Raw genomic sequence first — 18,114 nt, 5'->3', positions numbered from 1 at the left:
TCTCCATGCACAACACGCCTCAAGACATCCTCATCCGCCGCCCGTTGGCCGTCATGACCGGCCTGCGTGGTGATGCAGCACGCGCCGGTGCGGTCGACATCCGCATCGCCGGCGGCCGCATCGCCGAGATGGGCCCCGACCTCATGCCGCGCCCCGGCGAGCGCGTCATCGACGCCAGCGACTGCATCGTCTACCCGGGCTGGATCAACACGCACCACCACCTGTTCCAGAACCTGCTCAAGGCCGTGCCGGATGGCATGAATCAGGACCTGCAAGGGTGGCTGGCCAGCGTGCCGTATCCGCGCCTGCCGCTGTTCACGCCGGAGCTGATGCGCACGGCTGCGCGCCTGGGCATGGCTGAGCTGCTGCTATCGGGCGCCACCACCTGCGCCGACCACCACTACCTCTATCACGCAGGCGGCAGCACCGAATCGGGCGACATGCTGTTTGACGTGGCCGACGAATTCGGCATGCGCTTCGTGCTCTGCCGGGGCGGCGCCATCGAGTCGGCCAGCAGCCACCCGGGCTTCTCGAAGACGGCGTTGCAGCCTGAAACGCTTGACCAGATGCTGACCGATATCGAGCGGCTCAAGCACCGCTATCACGACGACGCACCCGACTCGATGCGCCGCGTGGTGGTGGCACCAACCACCCCCACGTTCTCTTTGCCTCCGGCATTGCTGGTCGAGCTTGCTCATGCGGCGCGCGGCATGCACCTGCGCATGCATACGCATTTGTCGGAGACCGACAACTATGTGCGCTTCTGCCGCGAGAAATACAACTGTCTGCCCGTGGAGTTCGTCGCCGAGCACGAGTGGCTGGGCCCGGACGTCTGGTTTGCGCACCTCGTGCACCTGCAGCCGTCGGAGATCCGCATGCTGACCCAAACGGGCAGCGGCATCGCACACTGCCCCGTCAGCAACAGCCGGCTGGGCAGCGGCATCGCACCGGTGCCGCAACTGGCGGCGGCCGGCGTGCCGGTGTCATTGGGCGTGGACGGCGTGGCGTCCAACGAATCGGGCAGCATGACCGGCGAGGTCAACACCGCGTGGCTCATTCACCGTGCCAAGCAAGGTGCCGGCGCCACCACCGCCGAAGACGTCATTCACTGGGCGACCGCAGGCGGTGCGCACGTGCTCGGCTTGAGTGAGGTCGGCACGCTGCAGGTCGGGCAAGCGGCTGACCTCGTGCTCTACGACATCAACCATCCGCGCTTCTTCGGCTTCCACGACCCCGCGCTCGCACCCGTGGTGGCCGGCGAGCCCATCACCGTGCGCACCAGCATCATCGGCGGCCGGGTTGTGGTGGACGAAGGTGTGGTGTGCGGGCTGGATGTGGCGAGCATCCGCGCCGAAGCCAGCCGGGGCGTGGCGGATCTGATGGCGTGCGCCTGACGGTTCAGCTGTCCAGCCGCAGCGCCATGTGTTCTTCGTCGTAGAAGCGATCGCCGACACGCATGGCGCGGCGCTCGATGCCGAAGGTTTCGAAACCCGCGTTGCGATACAGCGCTTGCGCACGCGGGTTCTCAGCGTTGACGCAGAGATGAATCTGCAGAACCTGTGCAGCACGCGCATGCTCAATGGCGGCGTGAAGCAGACGACCCGCAATACCGCCCCGCCGATGCGCAGGGTCAACAAACACGCCCCATAGCACGGCCTTGTGCGCCACTTGCGCGAGCGGCTCACGACGTAGGCCGGCAATGCCGACCAACTCCGGCCCCGCAAATGCTCCGAAGACGATCTGATGTTCGGTCGCCCGGATGCGATTGCGGGTTTCCTCCAGCGTGCGGCTCGATTCTTCATCGTGCGTCGGCCAGATGGCGGTGGGTGCGTCTTGAATGGCTTTGAGGCGTAGCGCCTTGAAGGCCTCGGCATCCTCGTCGTTCAATGGGCGAATGGTGATGTCGCTCATGGCTGTTTGGTCTCCACGGTTAATGCGTCGCCGGTCTCAAAGAATGCACCGCCTGCGAGGTAATGCACGGTCTTGCTGCCCGCATCGGTGAAGTGCCAGCGGCCGTTGCTGAACAGCGCTGGGTCCGCCCAGGCGGCGGTCACTTCGGCGATGAAAAGGTCGTAGCGCTTCTCGTTGTGCGGCTCGGGGATGACGCGGCATTCCAGCCACCCTGCGCAGCCTGCGACGAGCGGCACGTCGATCGTGCGGGCTGGCACCGTGGCCAGGCCGAGCGCTTCGAACTTGTCGCCGTCCCGGCCCGTGAGCGTACCGACCGCGAGTGTGGTCTCGGCAATTGCGCGGGTGGGAATGTTGAGCGCAAACACACCCGAGGCATCGATCAGCTCGCGAGTGAGTGTGCGGCTGTCGACCACGACGAGCACTTTGGGCGGGTCAAAGTCGAGCGGCATCGCCCAGGCGGCGGCCATGACGTTGTGCACGCCGTTGTGGGCGCTGGTGACCAGCGTGGTCGGGCCGTGGTTCAGGAGGCGGTAGGACTTTGCGAGTTCTACTGGGGCCAGTGTTGGGGGATTCGGCATGATGGCGAGGGGACTAGGGGGAGGCGTCATCATAGGGCAATGATGTTGAGGGTGGTTTCGTGTTGGTTTTTTGTTGGTGGTGCATCCCTTGTTTCATCCCCTGCCGGGGCTGACTCACTTTCTTTGGTCTTGCCCAAAGAAAGTAAGCAAAGAAATGCGCGCCCGAGATGGCGACTTCTCCTTGAATTTATGTCGCAGGGAGGGAGGGGAGGCAAACTCGCTGCGCTCAGACAGCCTCCCCTCTTTTTCCTCCCTGCAACAGAAATTCAAGGCGCCATCTAGGGCAGGAGAGTCAAAGTACAAAAGCCACACCCTCTGGGCACAAGTTCAAACGACAAGGCCAACCGCGCGATGGGTTGGCCTTTTTCTCTTGACGTTGAGCCCTTGATGGCGCCTTGAATTTTTGTGAGCGGGCGGATCAAGGAAGGAGGCTGTCTGAGCGAAGCGAGTTTGCCTCCTTCCCCGCACGGTCACACAAATTCAAGGGGGTGTCGCCATCTCGGGCGCGCCTTTCTTTTGCTTACTTTTCTTTGGCAAGACAAAGAAAAGTGAGTCGTGCCCGGCAGGGTACGAAAAGGGGATGGACCACAAGAACAAAAACCCCAGCGAACTTCACTGGGGTTCCAATTTACTCAGCTACCCGCCGAGCAATATGCTCCAACGCCTCCTCCACCTGATCAATCAAAATCAGGCAGAGATCACCGGGCTGCAACCGCCCCAGCGCCGTATCGATCGCCAGGAATTCACCACGAATTTCCTCAACACGGCTCGTGCGCGACGCACCCTGCAACCCTTCACGCAGCAGCGCAAGCACTTCACCGTCGGCGCGCCCGCGCTGGCATTGGTCTTCATACAGCACGACGTCGTCAAACACACCGCCAAGAATCTGCGTCTGCTTGCGGATATCTTCGTCGCGGCGGTCGCCGGCCCCGCTGATCACCACCATGCGACGCTGCGCCGGCATGGTCGCTACCGCGTTGCACAGTGCCTGGATGGCATCCGGGTTATGGCCGTAGTCGGCGATGAGCGTGGCGCCCTTGTAGTCGAACAGGTTGAAGCGGCCCGGCGCAGTGGCGGCGTCGTTCACAAAGGTGGCAAGGCCGCGGCGGATGGTCGTCCAGTCGATGCCAAGCGCCCATGCAGCGGCAATCGACGACATCGCGTTTTCAACCTGGAAGCCGATCGTGCCGTTGCGCGTGAGCGGAATGTCAGCCAGTGCGATGCGCGTTTCGTTGGCACCTTCGGTGGCCACAATCTCGGTGCCATCGACAAACACCACGCGCTTGCCCTGCGCGCGGTGCAGCGCCAGGGTCGGCAGGCCCGGATCGTGCGCGAAGAACGTGACCGAACCGGGGCAGCCCTCCGCCATGCGCGCGACCATCGGGTCGGCGGCGTTGAGCACCGCCATGCCGCGCGGCGCCACGTTCTGCACGATCACGCTCTTGAGCACGGCCAGGTCTTCCACCGTGCTGATGTAGTTCAGGCCCAGGTGGTCGCCTTCGCCCACGTTGGTCACCACGGCCACATCGCAGCGGTCGAAAGCGAGACCTTCGCGCAGCAGGCCACCGCGCGCGGTTTCGAAGACAGCAGCGTCTACATCTGGATGCAGCAGCACGTTGCGTGCGCTGCGCGGGCCGCTGCAGTCACCGGTGTCGATGCGCTGGCCCTGGATGTACACGCCGTCGGTGCCGGTCATGCCCATGCGCAGACCGCTGGACGCCAGCAGGTGCGTAATCAGGCGCACGGTCGTGGTCTTGCCATTGGTGCCGGAGACCGCGACGAGGGGGATGCGGCCGTCGTCGCCGTCGGCAAACATCGTAGAGATGATCGCTTCGCCCACAGCGCGGCCCTTGCCGTATGACGGCTGCAAATGCATGCGCAAACCCGGCGCGGCGTTGACTTCCACGATGCCGCCGGCCTGGTCCTCGAACGGCTTGAGCATCGTCTCGCACACGGCGTCCACCCCGCAGATGTCGAGGCCGACCATCTGCGCTGCCGCCACGGCGCGCGCGGCGATGGCGGGGTGCACGTCGTCGGTCACGTCGGTGGCGGTGCCGCCCGTGGAAAGGTTCGCGTTATTGCGCAACACCACGCGCGTGCCCTTGGGCGGCACGGCGTCGGCGCTCAGGCCTTGCTTGGCGAGCGTGGCCAATGCAATGTCATCGAAGCGGATTTTCGTGAGCGACGTGGCATGTCCTTCGCCGCGGCGCGGGTCGCGATTCACCTCGTCGACCAGCTCACGCACGGTGTGCTTGCCGTCACCGATGACCTGCGGCGGGTCGCGGCGCGCAGCTGCCACCAGGTGCTTGCCGACCACGAGCAGACGGAAGTCATGGCCGGGGATGTAGCGCTCGACGATCACGTCCGACGAAATGTCGGCCGCCACTTCGTAGGCCGTCATCACTTCTTCGCGCGTACGGATGCGCACGGCCACACCCTTGCCCTGGTTGCCGTCGCGCGGCTTGACCACGACCGGGCCGTGGATTTCCTGCGCGGCTTCCCAGGCTTCCTCCGCGCTGCGCACGGAACGGCCCAGCGGCACCGGCACGCCCGCCGCATGCAGCAGGGCCTTCGTGAGGTCCTTGTCCTGCGCGATCGATTCGGCCACGGCGCTGGTCATGTCGGTTTCAGCGGCCTGAATGCGGCGCTGTTTGCTGCCCCAGCCAAACTGCACCATCGAGCCCTGCGTGAGGCGGCGATACGGAATGCCGCGCGCCACGGCGGCATCGACGATGGAGCCGGTGCTGGGCCCGAGGCGCACGTCTTCGTCCAGCTCGCGCAGGCGGTGCAGTGCATCGTCCAGATCGAACGGCTGGTCGTCGCGCGCAGCCAGGCAAAGTTGGCCGGCCAGCTCGAATGCCAGTCGGCCCACTTCCTCTTCGGTGTATTCGACGACGACCTGATACGTGCCCGGTTCGAGCGTGGGCTCGGTGTGGCTGAACGTCACCGGGCAACCCGCGGCAGCTTGCAGGCCCAGCGCGGCGGCCTCCAGCGCGTGCGCAATCGATGGCGCGTCGGCTTCGTCATCTGGGCGCATCGGGCCAATCGCCGGAAAACGCGCGCGCAGGCGGTCTTCAAAGCCTGGCAGTTCGGCCAGCAGTTGGGATTGGTCCGAACAGGCCACGATGGCCTCGATGGCCGTATGGCGGCACCAGAGATTTGGGCCGCGCAAGGCCCGGATACGAGAGACTTCCATGCAATCAGCTTTCCGTTGTGCTTTGGGCGTTCTTTCTGACTCAGGCCCGATCGTCAGGCCTTGGATTCGGCGCGGCCCATCCACTGGTGAACCTGCTCGACGGTGCCCTCGATGGCGCATTCGTCGCATTGCAGAACCAGCAAGTCGCCCGCGTTGAGCTGCGAGAGCGCCGCTTCCACGGCATCCCGGCGCTTGCCGCCTTCGACAACGACTTCGGTCACGCGACCGCCCGCCTGCAGCCCTTGCTTGAGCAGCGCGTGCGCCTGGCGGTCGAACCCGGCATCGGCGCGTTTGACGCTGGCGTCTTCGCACAGCAGCACGCGGTCGAATGTCTGTCCGATGACGGTGCCTTGCGCTACCAGGTCTTCATCACGGCGTTGCAGGCCAGCGCCGAACACCAGCGTGCGGCGTTGCGCCGGGAAGTTATCCAGCGCAGCGGCCAGGGCTTCCAGCGCTGACGCGTTGTGCGCGTCATCCACCACGATCGTGGCGCCGTTGTGCTGGAACAGCGTAAAGCGGCCCGGCACATCCACCTGACCCACATCGAAGGTCAGGATGCCGGCGCGCATCAGTTCGTTCGAGATGCCCAGCGCCCAGCCGGTGGCCACGGCCGCCAGGACGTTCTCAAGCTGGAACGGTACGCGGCCGGCGTAGGTCAGCGGAATGGCCGCCACATCAGCCAGTGCCAATTCCGTCGGGCCGGTGGCAAGCACCACCTTGCCGTCACGCACGAACACGGCCCGCTTGCCCGCGGCGCGGTGCTCGGTGATGGCCGGCCGGTCGCCCGACAATGCGAAGAAGATCACTTCGCCATCGCACAGGTCGGCCATTTCAACGAGGCGCGCATCGGCGGCATTGAGCACACCGACGCCCGTTTTCAGCACAACGTCGATCTGCGTGCGCAGGACGCTGTACATCCGGTCTTCGTCTTCGACGTAAAAATCGCCCAGGTGATCGGGCTTGCCGAAGTTGGTGACCACGCCCACCTGGCAGCGGTCATACGGCAGGCCCTGCGAGAGGATCATGCCGCTGTCGCTCTCGAACACGGCGGCTTCAACCGCCCGGTTCATCAAGATGCGATGGCAGGCATCCCACGCGGCGCGGTCGTTGCGCGCGCCCGATTCCACCTGGCGGCGATCAAGGTACAGGCCGTCGCTGCAGCCCAGGCCCGTATGCCTGCCCGACAGTTGGAGCATCTGCGCGACCAGCTTGGCCACGACGGTCTTGCCGTTGGTGCCCGTGATGCCGACGATGGGAATGCGGCCGTCGTCCTGCGTGCCTTCCTTGTCGGAAAACAGGTGGTCGACAATGGCGCGACCCACGGGGCGGGGTTCACCCTGGGCCGGCCGGATATGCATCAGCAGACCGGGCCCCGCGTTGACTTCCACAATCGCGCCGCGCTGCTCGTCCAGCGGCCGCGAGATGTCGTCGGCCACGAGGTCCACACCGGCAATGTCGAGCCCGACCACCCGCGCGGCCAGCGATGCATGCGCGGCCACGCTCGGGTGCACCCGGTCGGTCACGTCAAAGGCGACGTTGCCGTTGCGCTGGATCAGCACGCTGCGGCCCGCCGGCGGCACGGCGCTTCCGTCAGCGTAGCCTTGGCGCTTGAGCTCGAGGCGTGCGGCGGAATCCAGGCGCACGAAGTTCAGCGGGTGTTCTTCAGTGCTGCCGCGGCGCGGGTCGGAATTGATCTGCGATTCGATCAATTCTTCGATGGTCGAGGTGCCATCGCCGACCACCGACGCGGTCTCGCCCATCGCTGCCGCCGCCAGCCGGCCGCCCACCACCAGCAGGCGGTGTTCGTTGCCGGAGACGAAGCGCTCGACGATCACGCCGTTGCCTTCCTCGATGGCCACGGCATAAGCCGTTTCCACCTCTTCGCGCGTCATCAGGTTTGTGAACACGCCGCGGCCGTGGTTGCCGTCGTACGGTTTGACGACCACCGGCACGCCGATGTCTTCGGCGGCCTCCCAGGCATCTTCGGCGCTGTCGACCATGCGCCCTTCCGGCACGGGCACGCCGCACGACTGCAGCAGGCTCTTTGTCAGGTCCTTGTCGCGCGAGATCGATTCGGCAATGGCGCTGGTGCGGTCCGTCTCGGCCGTCCAGATGCGGCGCTGGCTTGCGCCGTAGCCGAGTTGCACGAGGTTGCCGTCGGACAGGCGGATGGACGGGATATTGCGGTCATCGGCGGCATCGACGATGCAGGCGGTGCTGGGGCCGAGGCAGTGTTCGTCCACCATGTCGCGCAGCGTTTCGACGGCGGCGTCTACGTCGTACGGGCGGTCTTCAATGGCCGCCATGACCAGATCACGGGCGGCGAACAGGGCAGCGCGGGTCACGTCTTCGTGCCAGGCGCGGACGATCACCTTGTAGATGCCGCGCACCGGCGTCTCGCGCGCCTTGCCGAAACCGCCGGGCATGCCGGCCAGGTTCTGCAATTCGAGGGTGACGTGTTCCAGGATGTGCCCCGGCCAGGTGCCTTCCTTCAAGCGCATCAGGAAACCGCCGCGCACGCCGGGGCTGCAGCGGTGCTCGATCAGCGTGGGCAGCCATGTCGACAGACGCTCGTAGAACCCGGGAATCGTGTTGGAGGGATAGTCCTCCAGTTCACCAATATCGACCCATGCCTCCAGCACTGGCCGATATGTCCACATATTCGGGCCGCGCAGGGACATGACATCGAGAATCTCAATGTCCTTCTTCTTCATTGACTTTGCTTGGAAGCAGGGGGCGATGTACCCGTGAATTGGTCCGTGAAACCGAACCGTTACCTTTCAATAACGTTACAACGGCGTCGGCGTTGACGTCTTGAGCCCGGAGTGCGTTGTGCAGCGCACCAAATGCCGTGCTGGCGTGGCTATGTATACTTGCGAGCAAATTTTGCAGGCCGCAACAATTGCGACGCCGCGCTCTTGCCTCGATTTATGTTCGTCCTTTTCCCGTTTTGGGCTGTTTTTTGGCCATTTGGACGCGCTTTTTGAATTCTTTGCGCCACTGATGACCCAGTCCTCCCCATCGTCCGCCCCCACCGTCGCCCGCGCTCAGGAACCCTGGAGTGTCGTGCTGGCCTCGAGCCTCGCTCCAGAAGAAACCGTCCTGGCCGGGCTGCAGCTGGATTTGGACGCAAGACTGCATTTTACCCACGGGTGGCTGGTTGTTACGAACCGTCGCCTGATAGGCCAAGCCCCCGGCGAAAAGGATTTGCAAAGCTGGGACATCGCTCCTGGCATGACGCTGGCGCACAGCGACCACGCCGGCGTCGGCACGCTGGAGTTGTCCGACGGCCAGCGCCGCCTGGCAAGCTGGCGCTACACGCTGGGCCACAATACCGACGCGCTGCGGCTGGCCGATGCCTTCGATGCCCAGCGCACTGCCCTGGCCACCGGCGCCCAAGCCGCGCAACCCGACGCGCACACCTGCCCGATCTGCAAGGCGCCCCTCCCCGCTGGTGAAGACAACTGCCCGCAATGCAGCCGTGAACTGGAGCAGCCGCCCTCGACCTGGGCGCTGCTGCGCCTGTGGCGCTTCGCCCGGCCGTATCGGTGGGAATTGCTGGCCGGTTTCGCCCTGCTGCTGATCGGCACGGCCGCCACCCTGGTGCCGCCGTACCTGACGATGCCCTTGATGGACAAGGTGCTGATCCCCTACCAGAACGGGCAACCGGTCGACTACCGCCTCGTCACGCTCTACCTGTCGGGCCTGTTTGGCGCCGCGCTGGTGGCGTGGGTGCTGGGCTGGGCGCGCACCTATCTGCTGGCGCGCGTGTCCGAGCGCATCAGCGCCGACCTGCGCACGACCACCTACGAGCACCTGCTCAAGCTGTCGCTCGAATACTTCGGCGGCAAGCGCACGGGCGACCTGATGGCGCGCATCGGTTCGGAAAGCGACCGCATCAGCGTGTTCCTGTCGTTGCACCTGCTCGATTTCGCGACCGATGTGCTGATGATCGCGATGACGGCCGTCATCCTGGTCTCGATCGACCCGTGGCTGGCGCTCGTCACGCTGGTGCCGCTGCCGTTCATCGCGTGGATGATCCATCTGGTGCGCGACCGCCTGCGCCACGGCTTTGAGAAGATCGACCGGATCTGGTCGGAAATCACGAACGTGCTGGCCGATACGATCCCGGGCATCCGCGTGGTCAAGGCCTTCGCGCAGGAAAAGCGCGAGGTGACGCGCTTTGCCGAGGCCAACAAGCACAACCTGGCGATCAACGATCGCGTCAATGCAGTGTGGTCGCTGTTTACCCCGACCGTCACGCTGCTGACCGAAGTCGGGCTGCTGGTGGTGTGGATCTTCGGGATCTGGCAGGTCAGCCACGACGCTATTACCGTCGGTGTGCTGGTGGCGTTCCTGACGTATATCAGCCGCTTCTATACGCGCCTGGATTCCATGAGCCGCATTGTGTCCGTCACGCAGAAGGCGGCGGCCGGCGCCAAGCGCATCTTCGACATACTCGACCACGTGTCGAGCGTGCCGGAGCCGGCCAAGCCCGTGCACATCGAGAAGGTGAACGGCGCCATCGAGCTGCGCGACCTGGGCTTCCGTTATGGCAACCGCGCGGTGATCCGCGGGCTGAACCTGTCGATCCGGCCGGGAGAGATGATCGGGCTGGTGGGGCACAGCGGCTCGGGCAAGAGCACGCTCGTGAACCTGATCTGCCGCTTCTACGATGTGTCCGAAGGCGCGATCCGCCTGGATGGCACCGATATCCGCTCGCTGCCCGTGTCGGAATTCCGGCGCAACATCGGCTTGGTGCTGCAGGAGCCGTTCCTGTTCTTCGGCACGATCGCCGACAACATCGCCTACGGCAAACCCGACGCCACGCGCGAGGAGATCGTTGCCGCCGCGCGTGCCGCCCACGCCCACGAGTTCATCCTGCGCCTGCCCCACGGCTATGACTCGCTGGTGGGTGAACGCGGGCAGGCGCTGTCGGGCGGGGAACGCCAGCGTATTTCGATTGCGCGCGCGTTGCTCATCAACCCGCGCATCCTCATCATGGACGAGGCCACGTCTTCCGTGGACACGACCACCGAAAAGGAAATCCAGAAGGCGCTCGACAACCTCGTGCAGGGCCGCACGACCATTGCCATCGCGCACCGGTTGTCGACGCTGCGCAAGGCCGATCGCCTGGTCGTCATGGATCGCGGCCAGATCGTCGAAGTCGGCAACCACGACGAGCTGCTCGCACGCGAAGGCGCGTATTACAAGCTTTATCAGGCGCAGGCGCGCAATGTCGATGCCGACACCGATCTGACCAGCGACGGCGAGCGCGTAGACGCCGCCGCGCCGGCTTACGCGCAGTGATCCCCTATTTGAAATGACTGCGATGCAAACGCCCGACTTCAGCCTGAGCCGCAACGGCTTCGGCAAGCTTGTAATGACCCTGGCCGACGGTACCGTGCATGAAGGCGTGGTGCCCGTGCGCGCGTTCCCGATCTCCGCTGCGGGCGACGGCTTGAGCCTGATGAGCACCGATGGCCGCGAACTGGCATGGATCACCCAGCCCGATGCGCTGCCCGCGCCAATGCGCACGCTGATCGAAGCCGAACTCGGCGCGCGTGAATTCATGCCCGAGATCCGCAAGATCGTCGGCGTATCGACTTACGCCACGCCCAGCACGTGGACGGTGCAGACCGACCGCGGCCAGACCGACCTCGTGCTGCGCGGCGAAGAAGACATCCGGCGCCTGACCGGCACCACGCTGCTCATTTCCGACAACCACGGCATTCACTACCTGATCCGCGATCTGCTTGCGCTGGACAAGCACAGCCGCAAGATCCTCGACCGGTTCCTGTAAGCCCCTTTCAGACGTGCAACCGCGCAGCAGCGCAGCCGTTAGCGGGGCGTCGGCTGCACGGCCGTCATCACCTCGTTGAGCACGGTTTCGGCCTGCTTCCAGATTGCGCGCTGGTTGTAGTCGCCTGCCGTGGTGACGACCACCATGTCGATCCCCGGTACGATCCACAGTCGCTGGCCACCGTTGCCGATACCGCCGATCCATGCCAGCTCGGTACCGCCGGCCGCCACCTTGCCGAGCCACCATTGATAGCCGTACTGCAAGCCCATGCCGGTGTCGATGTGTGGGCGCGTTGATTCGGCAATCCACTCGGCGGGCACGACTTGCCGCCCGTTCCATTGGCCATGCTGCAACACAAGCTGGCCGATGCGCGCCACGTCTCGGGGGCGCAGGCGCAGGCCAGCAAAGGCCAGCGGGCGGCCACGGTAGTCGTCCACCCATTCCCAGTCGGTGATGCCCAGCGGTTCGAACAGTTGCTGGCGCGCGTACTCGGGCACAGACATGCCCACGCGGTCCGCCAGCAGTTGCGCAAGCACTGCCGTGTTGCCCCCGTTGTAATTGAACTGCGTTCCAGCCGCGGCCGCCATCGGCCGGTCGAACACGTAGTGCGCCTGGGACGTGTGCCAGAACAGCCCGAACTCGTCGTTGTTGAAGAAGCTCGCCGCACGCCATTCGTTCCAGGCCAGCCCGCTCGACATCGACAGCATCTGCGACAGCGTGATCGCTTCGCGGCCGTCGCGATTCAGGTCGGCCAGCTTGGGAAACAGCGACAGCGCCGGTGTATCGAGCGGCGGCATTTTCCCCTGCCCCTGCGCAATGCCCCACAGCAGGCTCGTCACCGACTTGCTGATCGAGCGCATGTCGTGAAGCGTGCTGGCGTCGAACGTGCGCGTGGTGCGGAACAGATCCTTCACCCGCTCATCTTTGCCAGCACGATAGACCTCTGCCACCAGACGGCCATGGCGCACCACGAGCAGGCTGTGAAAGTTGGCATCGGAATCGGCGAATTTGCGCAGGACAGCGCAGAGATGGCCGGCATCGAAACCGGCTGCGGCAGGGTCCGCCTCGGCCTGCCAGCCGTCGTTCAACTGGGCGGGCGCATCGCAAGGCGCGGCCTGCGCGCTGCATGCCACGCATACCCATGCCAAAGCGATGCCGATGTTGCGCAGTCGTAGCCTCATCCCAGCCTCCCACCGTTGTGGCACCAAGTATCGTAACCGCCACCTGCAAATTCAAACCCTCTGCGATGAATGGTCGAACGGGGCGACCCAACGGCAGTGCATCGGCCATCCGGGGGAGCGTTCACCCCGCGTCGGAACCTGGGCCCGCGTTACCATGTCGGACCATTCTTATTTCACCAGCTACATCACAGGCACCTATGGTCACACGTCGAACCCTGCTTGCCTCCGCATCCGTCACCGCCACGCTGGCGGCGCTCGGCATCACGCCCGAAGCGCTGGCCGTCGATCGCGTCAAGCTCGGCGATGCCGCACCGTTTTCTTTCGATGCGCTGATCGAACGCGCCCGCACGATGGCCGGCAAGCCTTACACGCCGCCTGCCACGGCGCCGGCCGACATCCTGTCCAAGATAGACTACGAAGCGCACGGCAAGATCAAGTTCGACACCGCCCACGCGCTCTTTGCCGACGGCCCGGGCCAGTTTCCGGTGACGTTCTTCCATCTGGGCACGTTCTTCCGCGCGCCGGTGCGCATGCACGTGGTGGACAAAGGCGCCGCACGCGAAATCGTCTACGACGAGTCCTACTTCGACATGCCCGCCGACAGCCCGGCGCGCAAACTGCCGCGCGGCAGCGGATTTGCCGGCTTCCGCTTCCAGGAAAGCCGCCTGGGCGACCAGAAAAAACTGGACTGGAAGAAGAACGACTGGGTCGCCTTCCTGGGTGCGTCGTACTTCCGCGCCATCGGCGAGCTATATCAATACGGGCTTTCCGCACGGGGTATTGCGCTCGACGTGGCGCAGGCCGGTAAGCCCGAAGAATTTCCCAACTTTACGCACGTATGGTTCGACACGCCGGCAGACAACCGCGCCGATTCCGTGACGATCTACACGCTGCTCGACGGCCCGAGTATCACGGGCGCATACCGCTTTGTCATGCACCGCACGAAGGGCGTGGTGATGGACATCGATACGGCGATCTTCCTGCGCAAGGACGTCGACCGTTTCGGCATCGCGCCCGCCACGTCGATGTACTGGTTTTCGGAAACCGCCAAGGGCACCGCCACCGACTGGCGCCCCGAGGTGCACGACTCCGACGGCCTCGCCCTCTGGACCGGCAATGGCGAGCGGATCTGGCGCCCGCTGAATGATCCGCCGCGCACGATGGCGTCTGCCTTTGGCGACAACAACCCGCGCGGCTTCGGCCTGCTGCAGCGCGATCGCGATTTCAACAACTACCAGGACGGCGTGCACTACGAGCGCCGGCCAAGCCTGTGGGTCGAGCCGCTGGAGGGTTGGGGCGAAGGCGCCGTGCAGCTCATCGAGATCCCGACCGACGACGAGATCCACGACAACATCGTCGCCATGTGGGTGCCGAAAGCGCCGGCGCGCGCGGGCAGTCAGTACCGCCTGCGCTATCGCCTGCACTGGCTGGCCGACGAGCCGTATCCGACACAGCTGGCGCGCTGCGTGGCCACGCGCATGGGCAACGGCGGCCAGCCGGGCCAGCCGCGCCCGCGCGGCGTGCGCAAGTTCATGGTCGAGTTCAAGGGCGGCCCGCTGGAGAAGCTGCCCTTCGGCACCAAGCCGGAGGCAGTGCTCAGCAGCTCGCGCGGCACGTTCTCGTACGTATTTACCGAAGCCGTGCCGAACGGCGTGCCGGGGCATTGGCGCGCGCAGTTCGATCTGACGGTCGACGGGAAGGAACCGGTCGACATGCGGCTGTTTTTGCGCTTAGACGGCAAGCCTCTGTCGGAGACGTGGCTGTACCAGTACCACCCGACCCTGAAAACGTCGCAAGTCTATGACTAGAAAAGAAGACCACCGCTTTCTTGCGTGAAAACCGGGGGCGAAACCACGCGAACGCGTCGCAATCAAGTCAATGACTTGCGAGGGTGTGTTGAACACGATTCGGCGCGCAACGGCGTGGTGGCGGCCCCGCGCGACACCAAAGCGCGCCGATGATGCACCCGTATTTGATGTGCTTTGCCTGACAAGGGTGCGTACTTGAAGCGGTGCCAAAAGCTACGCTGCGCCAAGTCTCACCCCTTCAAGCCAAAGTGCGGCACGTCAGGCCTTTTTGCGGCACAGGCTCCCCGCTGTCCAAGGGGCACAGCGCGTGTTGGTCAATTGATCTATCATCCAATTTCCCCCTCCCCGTCATGTGAGCGAAGTCAGCTCGCGTCGATCCCCTAGTGGCGCTGTACTGCACTTCGAGTGAAGTCAACGTCGTACAAGCCAGTTGTGCAGGGCTGTGCAATGCACAACGCTCACGCCTTTCAGTAGGCGTGAAGCCGTTGCCCAACATCCTTTACTCGTTTTGCCAAGATGATTCAGATCCATCGCGCAACCGGACCATCGGCGTCCAACAAGCGCTGCTCCGGATGCAGCTCCGACGATGGCACCTCTATCGAGATGGCTTTCGCATTTCAGCCCATCGTGGATCTGCGCACGGGCGACGCTTATGCACACGAAGCGCTGGTACGCGGACCGAACGGAGAGTCTGCTGCATCGGTGCTGTCGCAAGTGGACGAAGCAAACCGTTACCGATTCGACCAACTGTGCCGGACCACTGCAATTGAGCAGGCGGCCGGGATCGGGATGGACACCTTCCTATCCATCAACTTCATGCCGAACGCGGTGTATCAGCCAGCCGCATGCATCCGCACGACGTTTGAGGCGGCCGAAAAGTTTGGCTTCCCCATTAATCGGATCATCTTCGAAACCATCGAGGGCGAAGACATCATCGACCGCCCGCACCTCCTCGAAATCTTTCGGGCGTATCAGTCGTTCGGCTTTCAAACCGCGATTGACGATTTCGGAGCCGGGCACTCCGGGCTCACCCTGCTCGCTGACTTCCAGCCGGACCTCATCAAGTTGGATATGGCATTGATCCGCGGAATCGATTCCGATCCGGTGCGACAACGCATTGTTTCCGGCGTACTCGGCATCTGCGAGGACCTTGGGATCCGGGTCATTGCCGAAGGCGTTGAAACAACGCCGGAACGCGACTTCCTCGCTGACGCGGGTATCACGCTCATGCAAGGCTATCTGTTCGCAAAGCCTGCGTTCAGGTCAATGCCACCGGTATCAAACACCCGCTAATTGCCAAACTGGCTTTAGCCAGACCGGCTGCGGGCACAGCGGTTGTCCAGCCTCGGGCCAACCTGCCGCAGCGTGCAGCCGGTTGATGCGCACCACCCTCCTTCGATTGGACAACCGAGCTCGGCAATCTATGAGCACACCACAGCTGAAACTATTTGAGACGGCCATCACACAGACATGGACAGCCATCGTCATTACCGATGCCGACATCTCTGCCGGTTGCCGGGTGCAATTTGCCAATCCGGCGTTCACCGCCATGACGGGTTATTCGCTGGACGAGCTTCACGGCCACTCCCTCAGGAGGCTTCAAGGTCCCGACACCGATCCGGCAGTGATTGATGACCTTCGTATCAGCTTGAGGGAGGGGCGACTCTTCGAGGGCACCGCAACCAACTACCGGAAGGACGGCTCAAGCTACACCGTCCGCTGGAGCATCTCGCCCGTGCGCGACGACAGCGGGTTAGTCACCCATTTCGTCTCCGTTCAGCAGGACGTGTCGGCTCACGAACAGGCAGAACAGACGAACAAACTGCTCGCATGCGCCCTCGATTCGACGAGCGACCCCGTCATGCTGACGGATGCCAAGGCGCGGATCATCTTCGCGAATACGGCCTTCGCCAAATCCACGGGCTACACGATTGACGAAATCCAAGGCAGCACGCCCGCCATGTTCAAGTCGGGCAAACATGACCAGGCTTTTTATGGGGCTATGCGCCGGTCGCTCGCCAGCGGACAGGACTTTCGCGCCACCTTCATCAATCGGCGTCGCGATGGCTCGCTCTACCATGCAGAACAGAGCATCTCGCCGATCTTCGACGAGAAAGGACGTATCAGCCACTACGTCAGTGTCAGCAAAGACATCACTAAGCGCGTAGAGCGGGAACAGGCACTGTTACGGGCAGCCACCAAGGACAAGCTCACCGGCCTGCACAATCGTCACCATGGCGAGCAACTCCTTGCGGATCGGTACAGGACCGCCACAACGCTGGAGCGCCCGCTCACCCTCATCATGTGTGACATCGACCACTTCAAGAGCATCAACGACGCGTTCGGTCATCCCACCGGAGACCGCATACTGGTCAAGGTTGCCGACATCCTTCGGCAATCGGTCCGCAGCCGCGACGCGGTGATCCGCTGGGGTGGCGAAGAATTCATGATCGTGCTCGACAAATGCTCGCAGGCGGATAGCGTCGACCTGGCCAAGCGCATTCTCGATCGCGTCAACGCCTATGAGGATGAGGAAGTCTCCGCGCTGACCCTTTCGCTAGGCATCGCAACGCTTATTCAAGACGAAACGATCGGCGCGCTGATCGCTCGTGCTGACTCGGCGCTTTACGACGCGAAACGCGCAGGGCGTAACCGGCTATCAATCGCGCATTGACTGGCCCAAGCGGCTGCCGCAGACCAAAAAAAACAAAGGCGGTCCGGAGAGAGATGGACCGCCTTCAAGTCTGCGGGGAGAGCGAGCTCTCACGACCAATCTACCAGCGCGCATCCTTCCAGCATCTCAGTGTTTATGCGCGTTGCACATACAGAAGTGAGGAGAATGCCATAAACGAATGATTGGCTGGGCCAAGGGCCGCATAGCTCACGTCTGCATTGTCTACGTTGACGCGTAGATTCCGGGCGCTGATACTGTATAAAAATACAGTACTCGCACCATGCCCTATCCCCTCCGCATCGAATATCCCGCGCTCAGCACCGAGCAACTGAAGGCCATCGGCGACCGCTATGGCCACGACCCCGTCGTGCGCCGGCTGGTGATGGAGGTGCAAGCGCTGCGTAACCTTGTCTTTCGTGTAAACCAAGTGGCGGAGGCGGCGGGGCCGGGCGGTCGGACAGACGCGTTCGGCATTGCCGTCGCGGCGTTGCACCGCGAGCTTGCGGCGGAGACGTGGTTCCAAGAGGAACTCGCACAACGCGACGCCTATCGCGCCGCTCTCCCCAAAGAACCCGCCCCGCAGGACCGTCGGGCGATGCGCCGCAACCGCAAATGGTGACGGTGCGCCCATGTCGAACCCTATCCGCAAGCGCTTTCCCGCGCTCACCCTTGCTGAGCTCCACAAGCTGACCGAACAGCACCGCGACAACGAAACCGTCTTGCGGCTCTTGTGGGAGATCCGCGCCCTCCACGTCATCGGCTATCACGCATGGCGCTTGGAAACGGAAGAGTACTTTGTCTACCCGGACAACCCGCTCGGCGCTGCTTTGCTGAACCTGCGTCTAGCGCTGCAACAGGAGGACTGGCTGCCCGAGATGATCGTCAAGATCAGGGGCGAGCGACCGCCGGGCGACCGGAGATAAGCCGCCCCGCGGCGTATGATCAGGCAGCCAGCCCGGGAGC

The 18,114-nt window shown here is 63.9% G+C and carries 13 protein-coding genes; 8 read left to right on the top strand and 5 right to left on the bottom strand.

The features are described 5' to 3' along the window. The first annotated feature begins 5 nt into the window (after window positions 1–5). Window positions 6–1,394, top strand: coding sequence for an amidohydrolase family protein (locus N5B55_RS17985; RefSeq protein ID WP_304540832.1), 1,389 nt, complete (start codon window positions 6–8; stop codon window positions 1,392–1,394). A gap of 4 nt (window positions 1,395–1,398) precedes the next feature. On the opposite strand, the gene N5B55_RS17980 is transcribed toward N5B55_RS17985, so the two are convergent. The 4 genes from N5B55_RS17980 to cphA (N5B55_RS17965) all read right to left on the bottom strand — a co-directional run bounded on the left by N5B55_RS17980 (window position 1,399) and on the right by cphA (N5B55_RS17965) (window position 8,399). Further along, window positions 1,399–1,911, bottom strand: a complete 513-nt coding sequence (locus N5B55_RS17980; RefSeq protein WP_304540831.1) for a GNAT family N-acetyltransferase — start codon at window positions 1,909–1,911, stop codon at window positions 1,399–1,401. Further along, on the bottom strand, window positions 1,908–2,522 hold the full coding sequence (locus N5B55_RS17975) for a flavin reductase family protein (protein ID WP_304540829.1): 615 nt from the start codon (window positions 2,520–2,522) through the stop codon (window positions 1,908–1,910). Before N5B55_RS17975 ends, N5B55_RS17980 begins: the two co-directional genes overlap by 4 nt. 595 nt (window positions 2,523–3,117) lie before the next feature. After that, complete coding sequence (gene cphA / locus N5B55_RS17970) at window positions 3,118–5,685, bottom strand: cyanophycin synthetase (protein ID WP_154205602.1); 2,568 nt, start codon at window positions 5,683–5,685, stop codon at window positions 3,118–3,120. 53 nt (window positions 5,686–5,738) lie between these two features. Beyond that, window positions 5,739–8,399: a cyanophycin synthetase gene (cphA, locus tag N5B55_RS17965; RefSeq protein WP_304540827.1), complete on the bottom strand. Its 2,661-nt coding sequence runs from the start codon at window positions 8,397–8,399 to the stop codon at window positions 5,739–5,741. A 289-nt stretch (window positions 8,400–8,688) separates the two neighbouring features. Here cphA (N5B55_RS17965) and N5B55_RS17960 point away from each other — a divergent pair, with 289 nt between their 5' ends. Together N5B55_RS17960 and N5B55_RS17955 are read left to right on the top strand one after the other, a co-directional pair. Next, window positions 8,689–10,995, top strand: a complete 2,307-nt coding sequence (locus tag N5B55_RS17960) for a cyanophycin metabolism-associated ABC transporter (RefSeq protein WP_304540825.1) — start codon at window positions 8,689–8,691, stop codon at window positions 10,993–10,995. Window positions 10,996–11,017: 22 nt separating this feature from the next. Then, on the top strand, window positions 11,018–11,488 hold the full coding sequence (locus N5B55_RS17955; protein ID WP_304541856.1) for a cyanophycin metabolism-associated DUF1854 family protein: 471 nt from the start codon (window positions 11,018–11,020) through the stop codon (window positions 11,486–11,488). Window positions 11,489–11,526: 38 nt separating this feature from the next. Here the strand turns inward: N5B55_RS17955 and N5B55_RS17950 are convergent, their stop codons facing one another. Further along, a complete protein-coding gene (locus N5B55_RS17950) occupies window positions 11,527–12,669 on the bottom strand; it encodes a serine hydrolase domain-containing protein (protein WP_304540824.1) in 1,143 nt (380 codons plus the stop codon). Window positions 12,670–12,866: 197 nt separating this feature from the next. Between N5B55_RS17950 and N5B55_RS17945 the strand changes: the two genes are divergently transcribed. The 5 genes from N5B55_RS17945 to N5B55_RS17925 all read left to right on the top strand — a co-directional run bounded on the left by N5B55_RS17945 (window position 12,867) and on the right by N5B55_RS17925 (window position 18,074). Then, window positions 12,867–14,477 (top strand): glucan biosynthesis protein, encoded by a 1,611-nt coding sequence (locus N5B55_RS17945; protein ID WP_304540822.1) that lies wholly within the window; start codon window positions 12,867–12,869, stop codon window positions 14,475–14,477. A gap of 516 nt (window positions 14,478–14,993) precedes the next feature. Beyond that, entirely contained in the window at window positions 14,994–15,770 is a 777-nt protein-coding gene (locus N5B55_RS17940; protein ID WP_154205596.1) for an EAL domain-containing protein, read from the top strand. Window positions 15,771–15,900: 130 nt separating this feature from the next. Beyond that, a complete protein-coding gene (locus tag N5B55_RS17935; RefSeq protein WP_369812460.1) occupies window positions 15,901–17,151 on the top strand; it encodes a sensor domain-containing diguanylate cyclase in 1,251 nt (416 codons plus the stop codon). 280 nt (window positions 17,152–17,431) lie between these two features. Then, window positions 17,432–17,770 carry a hypothetical protein gene (locus N5B55_RS17930; RefSeq protein ID WP_304540818.1) on the top strand — a complete coding sequence of 113 codons (339 nt, stop codon included), beginning with the start codon at window positions 17,432–17,434 and terminating at the stop codon, window positions 17,768–17,770. A gap of 10 nt (window positions 17,771–17,780) precedes the next feature. Further along, window positions 17,781–18,074, top strand: a complete 294-nt coding sequence (locus tag N5B55_RS17925; RefSeq protein WP_253912902.1) for a hypothetical protein — start codon at window positions 17,781–17,783, stop codon at window positions 18,072–18,074. Window positions 18,075–18,114: the final 40 nt, after the last annotated feature.

Origin of the sequence: Ralstonia pickettii (assembly GCF_030582395.1) — a bacterium.
Classification (GTDB): domain Bacteria; phylum Pseudomonadota; class Gammaproteobacteria; order Burkholderiales; family Burkholderiaceae; genus Ralstonia; species Ralstonia pickettii_D.
The sequence above is the reverse complement of the archived record's forward strand: the minus strand, read 5'-3'. Positions and strand labels throughout refer to the sequence as shown.